Source organism: Franzmannia qiaohouensis, assembly GCF_031451695.1.
Lineage (GTDB): Bacteria > Pseudomonadota > Gammaproteobacteria > Pseudomonadales > Halomonadaceae > Franzmannia > Franzmannia qiaohouensis.
The window spans coordinates 218,530-231,359 of sequence record NZ_JARWAM010000008.1 but is presented as its reverse complement, the minus strand read 5'-3'; the positions used below and the strand labels follow the sequence as shown (position 1 = coordinate 231,359).

The following is a 12,830-nucleotide window of genomic DNA, read 5'->3' as shown; positions in this document are numbered from 1 at the left end:
GCGGGACGGCGGCAATGTGGTTCATGCTGCGTCACGGCGGTGCAGCATGACAATGGCGACGGCGGAGAGCGTCAACAGCAACGCCACCAGAATCCTCGGCGTCAGCGGCTCGCCCAGCAGCAGCACGGCACTGGAGACGCCCACCGTGGGAATGATCAAGGTGCTGATGGTGGATTGCGCCACGCTCAGCCGCTTGACGTTTATGAACCACAGTATCTGCGCCAGGCAGATAGAGAACAGCAGATGATAGCCCAGGGCCAGCCAGGTGCTGAGTTGCCAGCTGGCCGGTGGGGGCGGCGACTCCAGCGCCAGCATCAGCACGATCATCGGCAGCGCGCAGAGGGCGAATTGCCAGCCGGTGATCACCACGACGTGACTCTGCCAGCTGCCGCGCTTCGCGATCAGTACCGTGCCGAGTGCCCAGGAGAGCGCCGCTCCGAGCATGATCAGCGGTCCCGTCAGGCCGTTCAGACCCCCGGCCAGCGCCGCCGGGCCGAGCAGCAGGAGCAGGCCCGCCTGGCCGCAGGCCAGCCCCCACCCTTGGCGGCGTGTGACGCGCTGGCCAAGCAGCCACCAGGCCAGCAGCAGCGCCCAGCAGGGCATGCTGAAGGCGATGATGGCCGCCTGGGAGGTCGGCATCCGCAGCTGGCCGAAGGCCGTGGCCAGGTTGAAACCGAGGATGGTGAACAGCCCCGTGGCGGCAAGCCACGGCCATTCGGCCGCCGCTACTCTCAGCGGCAGGCGTCGCCAGCGCGCCCAGGCCAGCAGCACCATGGCGCCGCTGGCAAACCCGATGGCGCGCAGGCTGAAGGGCGGGAGATCCATCAGGATAAAGCGCACCGCCGGCCAGTTGCCTCCCCAGAACAGGCCAATGGCCGCGATCAACAGGGCGGAGGCGAGACGTGGCGACGCTTTCAAGCGGGCGCGGGCCAGGGCCAGGCTCATCTGCGGGTATCCGTCAGCACCTTGTGGCGGTTGAGCAGCCCGTGGGGGTCCAGGGCCTGCTTGAGGGTGCGCATCAGGGCAATCTCGTCTGGGGTCCGCGAAAGGTGCAGGTAGTCGCGCTTCTCGAGGCCGATGCCGTGCTCGGCGGAGACCGAGCCGCCGAGCGCGGCCAGGGGCGCATAGACGTGCTGCTCCACCGCGCGCCGGGTGGCCGGGTCCTGGCTGCCGACGCCCACCGACAGGTGCAGGTTGCCGTCGCCGAGGTGGCCGAAGGTGACCACGCGGCCGGCCGGCCAGTCGCGGTGGATCGCTGCCTCGACGTCGCTGACATAGCCCTCCATCTCGGCGATCGGCAGGCTGACATCGAAGGTAAATAGCGGCGAGAGGCCATGGATCAGCCCCTCGATGTCCTCGCGGATGGCCCACAGCCCCTGGCGCTGAGTGTCGGAGTGGGCCAGCACCGCATCGCCGATCAGTTCCTGGTCGAGGGCCGCTTCCAGGGCCTGGGCGAACTGCGCGGCGTGGCTGTCGGGGTCGCTGCCCAGCGACTCGACGATGGCATAGAACGGCGCATCCGGCTCCAGCGGCGGCACGTGGCGCTGGCTGTCTACCGTCAGCAGCCGGTAGTGGCTCTGCCACATCGCCTCGAAGGCGGCGAGGCTGCCGCCCAGCGCGCGCCCAAGGTGGCCGAGCAGGCCGGTCAGCGCGGAGAAGGTGGAGCAGGCGACCAGCGCGGTCTCAACGGCTGGCGTCGGCGGCTGCAGGCGCAGCACCGCACGCGTGACGATACCCAGGGTGCCCTCGCTGCCGATAAACAGCTGCTTGAGGTCGTAGCCGGCGTTGTTCTTGAGCATGTGGTTCATCGAGCTGACTACGCTGCCGTCGGCGAGTACCGCCTCCAGCCCCAGCACCTGGTGGCGCATCATACCGTAGCGGATCACGCGGATGCCGCCGGCATTGGTGGCGATATTACCGCCGATGGTGCAGCTGCCACGAGCGCCCAGGTCGAGAGCGAACTGCAGGCCGGCCTGTTCGGCGGCCTCCTGCACCCGCTGCAGCGGTGCGCCGGCCTGCACAGTGAGCGTCGCGCCCACCGGGTCGAGGGCCTCGATGGCGGCCATCCGCTCCAGCGAGATGACCAGCTCGTCGCCGTCGGCCTCGGCGCCGTGTACCAGCCCGGTCAGGCCGCCGTGGGTGACCACCGGCTGGCGCGCCGCGTAGCAGGCGCGCATCACTGCGGCGACGTCCTCGGTGCAGGCCGGTCGCACGATGGCCGCCGCCCGGCAGGGAGCGCCGGTCATCCAGTCCACTGCGCGAGCGGTGACCGCCTCGCCGGTCAGCACATGGGCGTCGCCGACGATGGCGGCGATCTCTTTCAGCAAGTCATCCATTCCTGATGTTGTCTCCTTGTCAGACATCGGCCAGTTCGTGCTCGCGGCCGGGGATGGCATCCAGCAGTTCGCGAGTGTAGGCCTCGCGAGGCGCCAGGAACACCTCCCGGGCCGGTCCCTGCTCGACGATACGGCCGTGCTGCATGACGACGATGTGGTCGCAGATCTGTGCCGCCACCCGCAGGTCGTGGGTGATGAACAGCAGCGACAGCGAGAGCTTCTGCTTGAGCTCCTCCAATAGCTCGAGGATCTGGGCCTGGATCGAGACGTCGAGCGCCGAGACCGCCTCGTCGGCGACGATCAATTCGGGCTGCATGGCCAAGGCCCGGGCGATGCCGATGCGTTGACGCTGGCCGCCGGAGAACTCGTGGGGGTAGCGGTCGTCGGTGCCCTCGAGCCCCACCAGCGCCAGCAGCTCCTTGGCCTTGGCGAAGGCCTGCGTCTTGCTCATGCCGTTGGCCATGGGCCCCTGGGCGATGGCGTAGCCGACCCGGTGGCGCGGGTTGAGCGAGGCGTAGGGGTCCTGGAAGATCATCTGCACGCGGTGGCGCTCGCGACGCAGCGCCTCGCCCTGCAGGTGCATGAAATCGGTGCCAGAAAGACTCAAGGTGCCGCTGTCCGGTCGCTCCAGGCGCACTACGCAGCGCCCCAGGGTCGACTTGCCGGAGCCCGATTCGCCGACGATGCCGATGGTTTCGCCCTTGACCAGCGAGAAAGAGACGTCTTGCAGGGCGTGGACCTCCCGGGCCGGCTTGAACAGCCCGCCCTTGGAGCGGAACACCTTGTTGAGTCCCACCACCTCGAGCAGCGGGGTGTCGGTCTCGGCGCCGCGCGCTTCGGGGATCACGTCGCTGGGAATCGCTTCGATCAGCGCCCGGGTGTAGTCGTGGGAGGGGTGCTTGAGCACCGCCTCGGCTTCGCCGAGTTCGACGATCTGGCCATAGCGCATCACGCAGACCCGGTTGGCGACTTCGGCGACGACCCCGAAGTCGTGGGTGATGAACATCACTGCCATGCCGCGGCGTCGCTGCAGGTCGCGGATCAGTTCGAGGATCTGCGCCTGGGTGGTGACGTCGAGCGCCGTGGTCGGCTCATCGGCGATCAGCAGTTCCGGCTCCAGGGCCAGCGCCATGGCGATCATCACCCGCTGGCGCTGGCCGCCGGAGAGCTGGAAGGGGTAGGCGCGAATCGCCTTGTCGGGGTCCGGGATGCCGACCTCGGTGAGCAGCGCCAGGGCCTTCTGCTGGCGCTCCCGCCCGCTGAACTGGCCGTGGGCCTCGAACACCTCGGCGATCTGGGCACCGACCCGCATCAGCGGATTGAGGGCGGTCATCGGCTCCTGGAAGATCATGCCGATGCGCAGACCGCGCAGCGTGCGGTGCTGCTTCTCGGTGAGCGTGAGCAGGTCCTGGCCGTCGAACAGCGCCTCGCCGCCGCTGGCGTAGACGCCCTTGGGCAGCAGGCCCATCACCGCGTTGGCGGCCATCGACTTGCCGGAGCCGGATTCGCCCACCACGCACAAGATCTCGCCGCGAAACACGTCGTAGCTAACGTCTTCGACGGCTAGGGCGCGGTCGGCGCCCTTGGGCAGCGCGATGCTGACATGGCGCAGGCTGAGCAGGGGCGTCGTTTGGCTATCGGTCATGTCGTTTCCCCTCAGGAGCGCTCGCGGGCGAGTTTCGGGTTCAAGGCGTCATCGAGGCCTTCGCCCACCAGGTTGAGGGCCAGTACGGTGAGCAGGATCGCCACCCCAGGGAAGAAGCTCAGCCACCAGGCCTGGCGGATCACGGTGCGCGCGGCGCCGATCATATAGCCCCACGACATCACGTTGGGGTCGCCCAGCCCCAGGAAGGAGAGCGCCGACTCCAGCAGGATGGCGGTGGCGACCATCAGCGAGGCCAGCACGATGATCGGCGACAGGGTGTTGGGCAGGATCTGGCGCAGGATGATGGTGGTGTTGGACTGGCCCACTAGGCGCGCCGCTTCGACGTACTCGCGGTTGCGCAGCGACAGGAACTCGGCGCGCACCAGGCGCGCCACCGGAGGCCAGCTGACGATGGCAATGGCCAGCACGATGGAGGTGATGCTGGGCTGCATGATGGCCACCAGCACGATCGCCAGGGCGAAGTTGGGAATGGTCTGGAAGAACTCGGTAAAGCGCATCAGGGCGTCGTCGATCAGGCCGCCGTAGTAGCCGGCGATGGCGCCCAGCGGCACGCCGATGGCCAGTGCCACCGTGGTCGAGACCAGGCCGATCAGCAGCGACACCCAGGCGCCGTGCATCAGCCCCGCGGCCACGTTGCGGCCCATGGTATCGGTGCCCAGCGGAAAGCCGTCGACCTCCATCGGCGGCAGAAAAGGGCGCTGCACCATGCGCCAGGGCGACTCGGGAAACAGCAGCGGGGCAAGGATCGCCATGGCGATGATGGTGAGGAGAATGATCAGCCCGATCAGGGCGCCGCGGTTCTGGGCAAAGCGGGCGAAGAAGCTCATGAGCCCTCCTTGATGCGCGGGTCGGCCAGTCCGTAGACGAGGTCGGTGATGATGTTGAACAGGATCACCAGGGCCGCCGAGAAGAAGAAGATGCCCAGCAGCAGGTTGTAGTCGCGCTGCTGCAGCGCCTCGAACATCAGTCGGCCGATGCCGGGCCAGGCGAACACCGTCTCGGTGAGGATGGCGCCGCCGACCATCTGGCCTGCCTGCAGGCCGGCCAGGGTGATGATCGGCAGCAGCGCGTTGCGCAGGATATGGCGTCGCTGGATGACGCTGTTCTTGAGCCCCTTGGCGCGGGCGGTCTTGACGAAGTCCTGCTGGCTGGCCTCGAGCATCGACGCACGGGTCATGCGGGTGTAGATCGCCATGAAGAACAGCGCCAGGGTGGTGGCCGGCAGGATCAGGTGTTTGCCCACATCGAGCACCATCGCTAGGCCAGTGTGGCCGGCACCCACGGTGTACATGCCGTAGGCGGGCAGCCAGTCGAGATAGACCGAGAACAGCACCACCGACATCAGCGCCACCCAAAACAGCGGCGTGGCGTAGAACAGCAGCGCCAGGGCCATGATCAGCGAGCCGGAAGGCTTCTTGACTCGGGCGGCGGCCAGCGAACCGGCGACGATACCCAGCGCGAGCGATAGCACGAAGGCGGTACCGGTGAGCAGCAGGGTAGCCGGCAGGCGCGCCAGGATCAGGTCGAGGACCGGCATCTGCTGGCGGTAGGAGAAACCGAAGTCGAGCATGGCGACGCCGGAGACGTAGCGCCACAGCTGCACGTAGAGCGGCTGGTCGAGGCCGAAGCGTTCGCGCAGCTGACGCAGGAACTCCTCGTCGGTGGCGCCGGCCTCGCCGGCCAGGATGGCCGCGGGGTCGCCGGGGGCGAGCTGGATCAACACGAAGTTGAAGATGATGATCATGAACAACACGACGACGGCCTTGAGCAGCCGCATCGTGATCAATCGGACATAGAGCATGCCAAGGCCTCGGGCTGGAAGAGGACGCCTCGACCCGGGGCGTTTCACCGCCCCGGGTCAAACCGGTGGGTGGCGATCAGCGATCTAGCCAGGTGTCCTTGAAGCCGTCGTTGACGCCTACGCCTGAAGTCACCAGGTCCTGGACGTCGCAGCGGTAGAGGGTCGGGAAGCCGAGCTCCAGCAACCAGCCCACCGGCACATCCTCCTGGAGGATCTCCTGGACCTCGTGGTAGAGCGCTTCGCGCTCTTCGTCGGGGAAGGCGGTGGCCGCCTCGTTGAACAGCTCGTCGACCCGCTGGTTCTCGTAGCCCTCGACGTTGTTCCACGGCGAGCCCTTCTCGATATTGGTAGAGAGGTAGGTGCGCGAGATGCCCAGGGCCGGGTCGCCATACTGGAAGAGGTAGGTGAAGGCCAGGTCGTAGTCCCAGTCACCCAGGCGCTGGTTCCAGCCGCCGACGTCGGTGGCTTCGGTGCGCACCTCGATGCCCACTTCACGCAGGTTCTGCTGCACGGCCTCGGCCCAGCGCGTCCAGGTCTCGCCGTAGGGCAGCGGCAGCAGGCGCACCTCTTCGCCGTCATAGCCCATCTCGTCGAGCAGCTCGCGGGCACGCTCCGGATCGTGGTCGTAGGGCTCGAGGTCGGGGTTCTGGAAGCGCGCGTTGGAACCGAAGGCGCCCAACGGCACGTTGCCCAGTCCGTTCCACAGCACGTCGCGGGCGAATTCGCGGTCCATGGCGTGCATCACCGCCTGGCGGAAGCGCTTGTCGGCGGTGGGGCCTTCACGGTTGTTCATCCACAGCATGGCGAAGGGGCTGAAGTACTCGTGGCCCGCTTCGGTCATGCAGGTGTTGTCGAGCTCGGCCAGGCGCGGAATATCGAAGTTCTCGACGGTACCGTAGGGCAGTACGTCGACGGTGCCGTTCTCGTAGGCCACCGCACGCGAGGCGCCGTCGGGGATGATGTGCCAGTTGATGCCGTCGAGGTAGGGCAGGTCATCCTCGTAGTAGTCGTCGTTGCGTACCAGCTGAATCACCGTGCCGCGATCCCAGCTGTCGAACTTGAAGGGGCCGGTACCGATGGGGTGGTTGTTGTGCTCGTTGTCGCGGAAGTCGGTCCCCTCGTAGAGATGCTTGGGGATCATGGTAAAGGTACCGGCCTCGAATGAGATCAGGAAAGGGCCGAAGGGTTCGTCGAGGGTGAACTCGACGGTGTAGTCGTCGACGGCCTCGATCGACTCGATGTGCTGCAGCACGGCGCGGGCACTGGGGTTGAGCTCGCGGTGGAAGACATCGGCGGAAAACACCACGTCCTCGGCGGTGAAGGGTTCGCCGTCATGCCAGCTTACGTCATCGCGCAGGTGAAAGGTCCAGGTGCGGCCATCCTCGCTGACCTCCCAATCCGTGGCCAGCTGCGGCATGGGCTCGAGCTCGGTGGTGTAGCGCAGCAGCCCCTCGTAGATATTGCCGGCCACGGTTCGGGTCGGGGCGTTCTGGATCATGCCCAATACCAGGCCGGGCGGCTCGGGCTGGATGATGGTGTCGATGGTGCCACCGTGCCGCGGCTCGTCGGCATGAACGGTGGAGGCAGCAAATGCTGTTGCGGCAATGGCCAGGGCCAGAGGAGTCTTCATAGGTTGCGTCCCTTGTTGTTGTGTTGGACTTGATGCGTCGATGGCAAATCATCGGATCGTCTTTGAACATAGCAACGCCCACCCAAACTGTCGACAGTCGGTGGTCGACATGGCGTATTGATTGGCCATACTGTAAACACATTAGCGTCTCAGAATTCTGGAGCAGAGCGATTTCAATGCATGCCAACCCCCCGCCTGTTGCGCCGCGGCTGCAGCAGACCAACCTCGTCGAGCAGGTGGCCGATTACCTCACCGAGGCGATCATCGCGCGCCACTACGCGCCGGGGATGCGACTGTCGGAGGTGCAGCTGTCCCGCGAGCTGGGCGTGAGTCGCGCGCCGGTGCGCGAGGCGGCGCGGCTGCTGGAGAGCCGCGGCCTGCTGATATCGCGACCGCGTAAGGGCTTCTACGTACGCGAGCTCATCGGCGACGACCTGGCCGATGTCTTCGACCTGCGGCTGTGCTACGAACGCCACGCTTTCGAGCTGCTGGCGTCACGCTTCGACGAGGCCGCCCACGCCACTCTGTCGCGGCAGGTCGAGACGATGTGTGCGCTGGCCAAGGGCAGCGACGATGGCAGCAAGATCGAGGCCGACCTGCGCTTTCATCGGCTGGTATTCGAGATGGCCGGCAATCGCCGCCTGCTCAAGGCCTTCGATGACCTGTCCCACGAGCTGCGGCTGTGCATGGCGCTGATCGAGCGCACCCACGCCGAGCCCGAGCGCATCGCCGCCAACCACTGGCCGCTGATCGAGGCCCTGGCCAGCGGCGAAGCGAGGCGCTGCCGGGAGGAGGTGGACTACCATATCGGGGTGGCACGCGACTATGTGATTCAAGGGCTTGGCGCCGGCCCCGACGCCGGGCGCCCGGTGGCCGTGTCTGATGCAACAGGCGAGGAGGGGTGATGCTGAGCGATCAGGAGCAGCGGGTATTGGCAGCGTGCGATGCCTGCTTCGAGGAAACCCTGGCTCTGACCGAAACCCTGGTGCGTGAATATAGCGTGCTGGGCCAGGAGCAGGGCGTGCTGACGGCGATGGAAGCGGCACTCGAGCGGCTCGAGCTGCCAGTGGAGCGGGTGGCGATGGATGCCCCGAGCCTACTGCAGCACCCCCAGTATGCGCCGGTGGCGTGGTCCGGCGCCGGGCGCTACTGCCTGGTCTCGGCACTCAACCGCGATGCCCCGGGGCGACATCTGGTGTTCAATGGCCATCTCGACGTGGTGCCGGCGGAGCCCATCGATACCTGGACGCGTCCGCCCTGGGAGCCGTGGCGCCAGGATGGCTGGCTGTATGGGCGTGGCGCCGGCGACATGAAGGCGGGGGTGGCGGCGATGATCATGGCGGTCGCCGCGGTGCGCCGCGCCGGGGTGGCGATCGAGACGCCGTTGACGCTGCAGACTGTGATCGAGGAGGAGTGCAGCGGCAACGGTGCGCTGGCCTGTGTCACTGCCGGCTACGGCGGCGATTGCGTGCTGATCCCGGAGCCCTTCGGGCCGTGCCTCTACACCGGTCAGACCGGCGTGCTGCGCTTCCGGATTCGCGTCGACGGCGTGCCGGCCCACGTACTCGATGCCACCGCCGGCAGCGATGCCATCGAGACCATGCAGCGGCTGATCCCGGCGCTCAGGACGTTCGAGGATGAACTCAACGCCGAGCGCGAGCCACCCTACGACGCCTTCGAGCACCCGTTCAATCTCAACATCGGCCGCTTCGATGGCGGTAACTGGGCCTCCAGCGTGCCCGCCCACGCGGAAATCGAGGGGCGTATCGGTTTTGCTCCGGGAGTGGCGCCGGAGCAGATCATGCGGCGCTTCGAGGCCTGCGTGGCCCGCGCGCACCACGACCTGGCGCTGCCCGGCAACGCCCCCCACGTCGAATTTCACGGCTTTCGCTCGCCGGGTCACCTGGTCGACCTCGAGGCGCCGGGGATCGAACTGCTCGGCGAGTGCCACCGGGCCCTGAGTGGCGGTGAGCCCGAGCGCTATCTCTCCACCTGTATCACCGACCTGTGCGCCTTCCATGTGGCGGGCGGCGTACCCGGTAGCTGCTATGGGCCGGTGGCGGAACGCATCCACGGCATCGATGAGCGGGTCGACATCGAGTCGATCCGCCATACCCTCAAGGCCTACGCGCTGTTCATCTGCCGCTGGCAGCAGCTGGGCGACTAGTCCCGGGCCGCCGCGCTCAGCGGGCCGGCATGGGATAGCGGCGGTCGGCCTTGCCGGCCTTGGCTACCTGCCCCGGGGTGTCGTGGCCGATCAGCCCGGGCAGGCTGGCAGAGACTTTCAGCAGGGCGTCCAGGTCGACTCCGGTGGACACGCCCATGGCCTCGAACATATGCACCAGGTCCTCGCTGCAGACGTTGCCGGTCGCGCCGGGTGCGTAGGGGCAGCCGCCGAGCCCGCCGAGCGAGGCGTCGAAGCGGGTGATGCCCGCCTGCCAGGCGGCCAGCGCATTGGCCAGGCCCATGCCGCGGGTATTGTGGAAATGCAGCGTGAAGGGCGTCTCCGGGAAGCGCGCGAGCACGGCCTCGCACAGCCGCCTGACCTGGGCCGGGTTGGCCATGCCGGTGGTGTCGCATAGGCTCACGCCCTGCACGCCCAGGGCCAGCTGTCGCTCGACCAGATCGAGTACACGCGCCTCGGGCACCTCACCCTCGAAGGGGCAGCCGAAGGTGGTGGAGAGCGAGGCGTTGATGAAGACCTCGCGCCCCTGAGGCTGGGCGCGGACGGTTTCGACAATGGCCGCGAACTGCTCGAGGGACTGCGTCGGCGTCATGCGCAGGTTGGCCAGGCCGTGGGATTCGCTCGCCGACATCACCAGATTGACCTCGTCGACGTGGCAGGCCAGTGCCCGCTCGGCGCCCTTGACGTTGGGCACCAGCACGGTAATGCCAACGCCCGGACGGCGCTGGATGGTGGTCACCACCTCGGCGGCATCGCGCAGTTGGGGAATGGCCTTGGGCGAGACGAAGCTGGTCGCCTCGATGCGCGCCAGGCCGGTGGCGGAGAGGGCATCGATCAGGCCTATCTTGTCCGCGGTGGGCACGAACTCGGCTTCGATCTGCAGGCCGTCGCGGGGTGCCACCTCGTTGATCTGTAGTGAAGGCATGGGCGCTCCTTGGGGTTAGATGATGCCGGCGCTGCGCAGCTTGGCGCGAGTCTCGTCATCGATGCCCAGCTCGTCGAGCACCTCCTCGGTATGCTGGCCCAGGGCCGGGCCGCCGTTGCCGAGCCGGCCCGGGGTGGCGCTGAGACGCGGCAGTACGCCGGGGACCTTCAACGGGTCGCCGCTGGGGCGGGTGATGGTCTGGATCATCTCACGCGCCAGGTAGTGCGGGTCGCTGGCAATGTCGGCCGCGGTGTAGGGAAAGCCCGCCGGCACCCGCGCGGCATCCAGGGCGGCGAGGATCTCGTCGCGGCCGAGGGTCTTGCTCCAGGCCTCGATGGCGGCATCGATCTCGGCGGCGCGGCGGCTGCGCCCGTCGTTGTGCGCCAGCGCCGGGTCCTCGGCCAGGTCGTCGCGCTCGATCACCTTCATCAGGCGCTTGAAGATGCTGTCGCCGTTGCCGGCAATCAGCACGAAGTCGCCGTCGCGGGTGCGGTAGGCATTCGACGGCGTGATGCCGGGCAGGGCGCTGCCGCTGGGCTCGCGGACCTGGCCGGTGGCGTCGTATTCGGGCAGCAGGCTCTCCATCATGGCGAATACCGACTCGTAGAGGGCCACGTCGATCTCCTGGCCGAGCCCGCTGCGGCTTCGCTCCTGCAGTGCGAGCAGGGTGCCGATCACCGCGTAGAGGGCGGAGAGGGAGTCGCCGATGCTCACCCCGACTCGCACCGAGGGTTCGCCGGGGTGGCCGGTGAGGTAGCGCAGGCCGCCCATTGCTTCGCCGATCACCCCGAAGCCGGGCTTGTCGCGGTAAGGCCCGGTCTGGCCGTAGCCGGAGATGCGTACCATGATCAGTCGCGGGTTGAGTTCGGCGAGTGCCTCATAGCCGAGCCCCCAGCCTTCCAGCGTACCGGGGCGGAAATTCTCGACCAGCACATCGGCCTCGCCGACCAGCCGACGGACCAGGTCCTGCCCCTGGGGGGTGCGCAGGTCGAGAGACAGCGAGCGCTTGGTGCGGCTCTGTACGTGCCACCACAGCGAGGTGCCATCTTCGATGATTCGCCATTTGCGAAGGGGGTCGCCGGTGCCTGGCGGCTCGACCTTGATCACGTCGGCACCGAATTCACCCAGCAGCTTGGTGGCGAAGGGCCCGGCAATGAGCTGGCCCAGTTCCAGCACCTTGAGGTTCTCAAGGGGGAGCTGGCGAGTCTCCGCAGTCGTCATGGCAGCACTCCTAGGCAGTATGTGACATAGCATGGCGCCTGGCGTCGGTGCGAATCAATTAGGCGATGGATAACTCGGGCTTCGTCAATCGCGAACACTTCGCTAGGATGGACCTCTACTCCTCTCCTCGAGAGTCGCCATGCGTCGCTTCGATTTCGTCACCCTCAAGCTCTTCGTTACCATCGCCGACGAAGGGCGACTGACCGTGGCGGCCGAACGCGAGCACCTGGCGCTGGCGGCGGTCAGCAAGCGCGTCCGCGACCTGGAGTCGCTGGTCGGCACCACGCTGCTCTATCGCCGCTCGCGCGGGGTCGAGCTGACCCCCGCGGGCCAGGCCTTCCTGCACCATGCGCGGCGCATTCTCGAGAACATCGAGCGGCTGCAGGCCGAGCTCAGCGAGTATGGCGAGGGCATCAAGGGCCATGTGCGCATCCACTCCAACACCTCGGCGATCATCGCCTTCCTGCCTCAGGATCTGAGCGCCTTCTCGCGACGCTACCCGGAAGTCAAGATCGACCTGCAGGAGCGGATCAGCACCGAGGTGATCGCGGCCGTGCGCGACGGCCTGACCGATGTCGGCATCTTTGCCGGCCACGTGGCGGCGCCGGAGCTGCAGGTGATGCCCTACCGCAGCGATCGGCTGGTGCTGATGACCCCGCGCGACCATCCCCTGGCCGGACGCGAGACGCTCGATTTCCAGGAGGCCACCGCCTACGACTTCATTGGCCTGCAGCAGGACACTTCGCTGCAGTCACTGCTCCACGAGCAGGCGAATCGCGCCGGCCGCAGCCTGCGCATGCGCATCCAGGTGCGCAGCTTCGACGCCATCTGCCGGATGATTCACCACGGCATGGGGGTTGGCGTGCTGCCCCAGCGCACCATCTACCGCGACCTGCGCGATCTCGAACTATGCAGCATCCCCCTGGCCGACCCCTGGGCGCGGCGTGAGCTGGTGATCGGCGTACGGCGCTACGACACCCTGCCGGTGATTGCCCGCCACCTGGTCGATCATCTGGTGGACGAGGCATCGTGATCCCTGACGACATTGAAGGGCGCCCACTGCTAG

At 67.3% G+C, this 12,830-nt stretch carries 11 protein-coding genes; 3 read left to right on the top strand and 8 right to left on the bottom strand.

Features of this window, described 5'->3' with window-relative positions; genetic code table 11:
- Positions 1-21: 21 nt before the first annotated feature.
- The 6 genes from QC821_RS13150 to QC821_RS13125 form a co-directional block, all read right to left on the bottom strand.
- Complete coding sequence (locus QC821_RS13150) at positions 22-945, bottom strand: DMT family transporter (RefSeq protein ID WP_309722160.1); 924 nt, start codon at positions 943-945, stop codon at positions 22-24.
- A complete protein-coding gene (locus tag QC821_RS13145; RefSeq protein ID WP_309722155.1) occupies positions 942-2,336 on the bottom strand; it encodes an FAD-binding oxidoreductase in 1,395 nt (464 codons plus the stop codon). Before QC821_RS13145 ends, QC821_RS13150 begins: the two co-directional genes overlap by 4 nt.
- Positions 2,337-2,355: 19 nt before the next feature.
- On the bottom strand, positions 2,356-3,981 hold the full coding sequence (locus tag QC821_RS13140) for an ABC transporter ATP-binding protein (protein WP_309722152.1): 1,626 nt from the start codon (positions 3,979-3,981) through the stop codon (positions 2,356-2,358).
- 11 nt (positions 3,982-3,992) lie between these two features.
- Entirely contained in the window at positions 3,993-4,829 is an 837-nt protein-coding gene (locus QC821_RS13135) for an ABC transporter permease (RefSeq protein WP_095618911.1), read from the bottom strand.
- Positions 4,826-5,803, bottom strand: coding sequence for an ABC transporter permease (locus QC821_RS13130; protein WP_309722144.1), 978 nt, complete (start codon positions 5,801-5,803; stop codon positions 4,826-4,828). Before QC821_RS13130 ends, QC821_RS13135 begins: the two co-directional genes overlap by 4 nt.
- 76 nt (positions 5,804-5,879) lie before the next feature.
- Positions 5,880-7,433 carry an ABC transporter substrate-binding protein gene (locus QC821_RS13125; protein ID WP_309722141.1) on the bottom strand — a complete coding sequence of 518 codons (1,554 nt, stop codon included), beginning with the start codon at positions 7,431-7,433 and terminating at the stop codon, positions 5,880-5,882.
- 176 nt (positions 7,434-7,609) lie between these two features.
- Here QC821_RS13125 and QC821_RS13120 point away from each other — a divergent pair, with 176 nt between their 5' ends.
- Together QC821_RS13120 and QC821_RS13115 are read left to right on the top strand one after the other, a co-directional pair.
- On the top strand, positions 7,610-8,338 hold the full coding sequence (locus QC821_RS13120) for a GntR family transcriptional regulator (protein ID WP_309722138.1): 729 nt from the start codon (positions 7,610-7,612) through the stop codon (positions 8,336-8,338).
- Entirely contained in the window at positions 8,338-9,600 is a 1,263-nt protein-coding gene (locus tag QC821_RS13115) for an ArgE/DapE family deacylase (RefSeq protein WP_309722137.1), read from the top strand. Before QC821_RS13120 ends, QC821_RS13115 begins: the two co-directional genes overlap by 1 nt.
- Before the next feature lie 16 nt (positions 9,601-9,616).
- Here the strand turns inward: QC821_RS13115 and QC821_RS13110 are convergent, their stop codons facing one another.
- Complete coding sequence (locus QC821_RS13110; RefSeq protein ID WP_309722135.1) at positions 9,617-10,543, bottom strand: hydroxymethylglutaryl-CoA lyase; 927 nt, start codon at positions 10,541-10,543, stop codon at positions 9,617-9,619.
- Between the two features lie 15 nt (positions 10,544-10,558).
- Positions 10,559-11,764 carry a CaiB/BaiF CoA transferase family protein gene (locus QC821_RS13105; RefSeq protein WP_309722133.1) on the bottom strand — a complete coding sequence of 402 codons (1,206 nt, stop codon included), beginning with the start codon at positions 11,762-11,764 and terminating at the stop codon, positions 10,559-10,561.
- Between the two features lie 139 nt (positions 11,765-11,903).
- On the opposite strand from QC821_RS13105, the gene QC821_RS13100 reads away from it, so the two are divergent.
- Entirely contained in the window at positions 11,904-12,797 is an 894-nt protein-coding gene (locus QC821_RS13100; RefSeq protein ID WP_309722131.1) for a LysR family transcriptional regulator, read from the top strand.
- Positions 12,798-12,830 lie beyond the last annotated feature (33 nt).

Bases quoted from the DNA above. Each gene is read 5' to 3' on its own strand.
- QC821_RS13150 (WP_309722160.1), bottom strand. From the start codon at position 945: ATGAGCCTGGCCCTGGCCCGCGCCCGCTTGAAAGCGTCGCCACGTCTC.
- QC821_RS13145 (WP_309722155.1), bottom strand. From the start codon at position 2,336: ATGGATGACTTGCTGAAAGAGATCGCCGCCATCGTCGGCGACGCCCAT.
- QC821_RS13140 (WP_309722152.1), bottom strand. From the start codon at position 3,981: ATGACCGATAGCCAAACGACGCCCCTGCTCAGCCTGCGCCATGTCAGC.
- QC821_RS13135 (WP_095618911.1), bottom strand. From the start codon at position 4,829: ATGAGCTTCTTCGCCCGCTTTGCCCAGAACCGCGGCGCCCTGATCGGG.
- QC821_RS13130 (WP_309722144.1), bottom strand. From the start codon at position 5,803: ATGCTCTATGTCCGATTGATCACGATGCGGCTGCTCAAGGCCGTCGTC.
- QC821_RS13125 (WP_309722141.1), bottom strand. From the start codon at position 7,433: ATGAAGACTCCTCTGGCCCTGGCCATTGCCGCAACAGCATTTGCTGCC.
- QC821_RS13120 (WP_309722138.1), top strand. From the start codon at position 7,610: ATGCATGCCAACCCCCCGCCTGTTGCGCCGCGGCTGCAGCAGACCAAC.
- QC821_RS13115 (WP_309722137.1), top strand. From the start codon at position 8,338: ATGCTGAGCGATCAGGAGCAGCGGGTATTGGCAGCGTGCGATGCCTGC.
- QC821_RS13110 (WP_309722135.1), bottom strand. From the start codon at position 10,543: ATGCCTTCACTACAGATCAACGAGGTGGCACCCCGCGACGGCCTGCAG.
- QC821_RS13105 (WP_309722133.1), bottom strand. From the start codon at position 11,764: ATGACGACTGCGGAGACTCGCCAGCTCCCCCTTGAGAACCTCAAGGTG.
- QC821_RS13100 (WP_309722131.1), top strand. From the start codon at position 11,904: ATGCGTCGCTTCGATTTCGTCACCCTCAAGCTCTTCGTTACCATCGCC.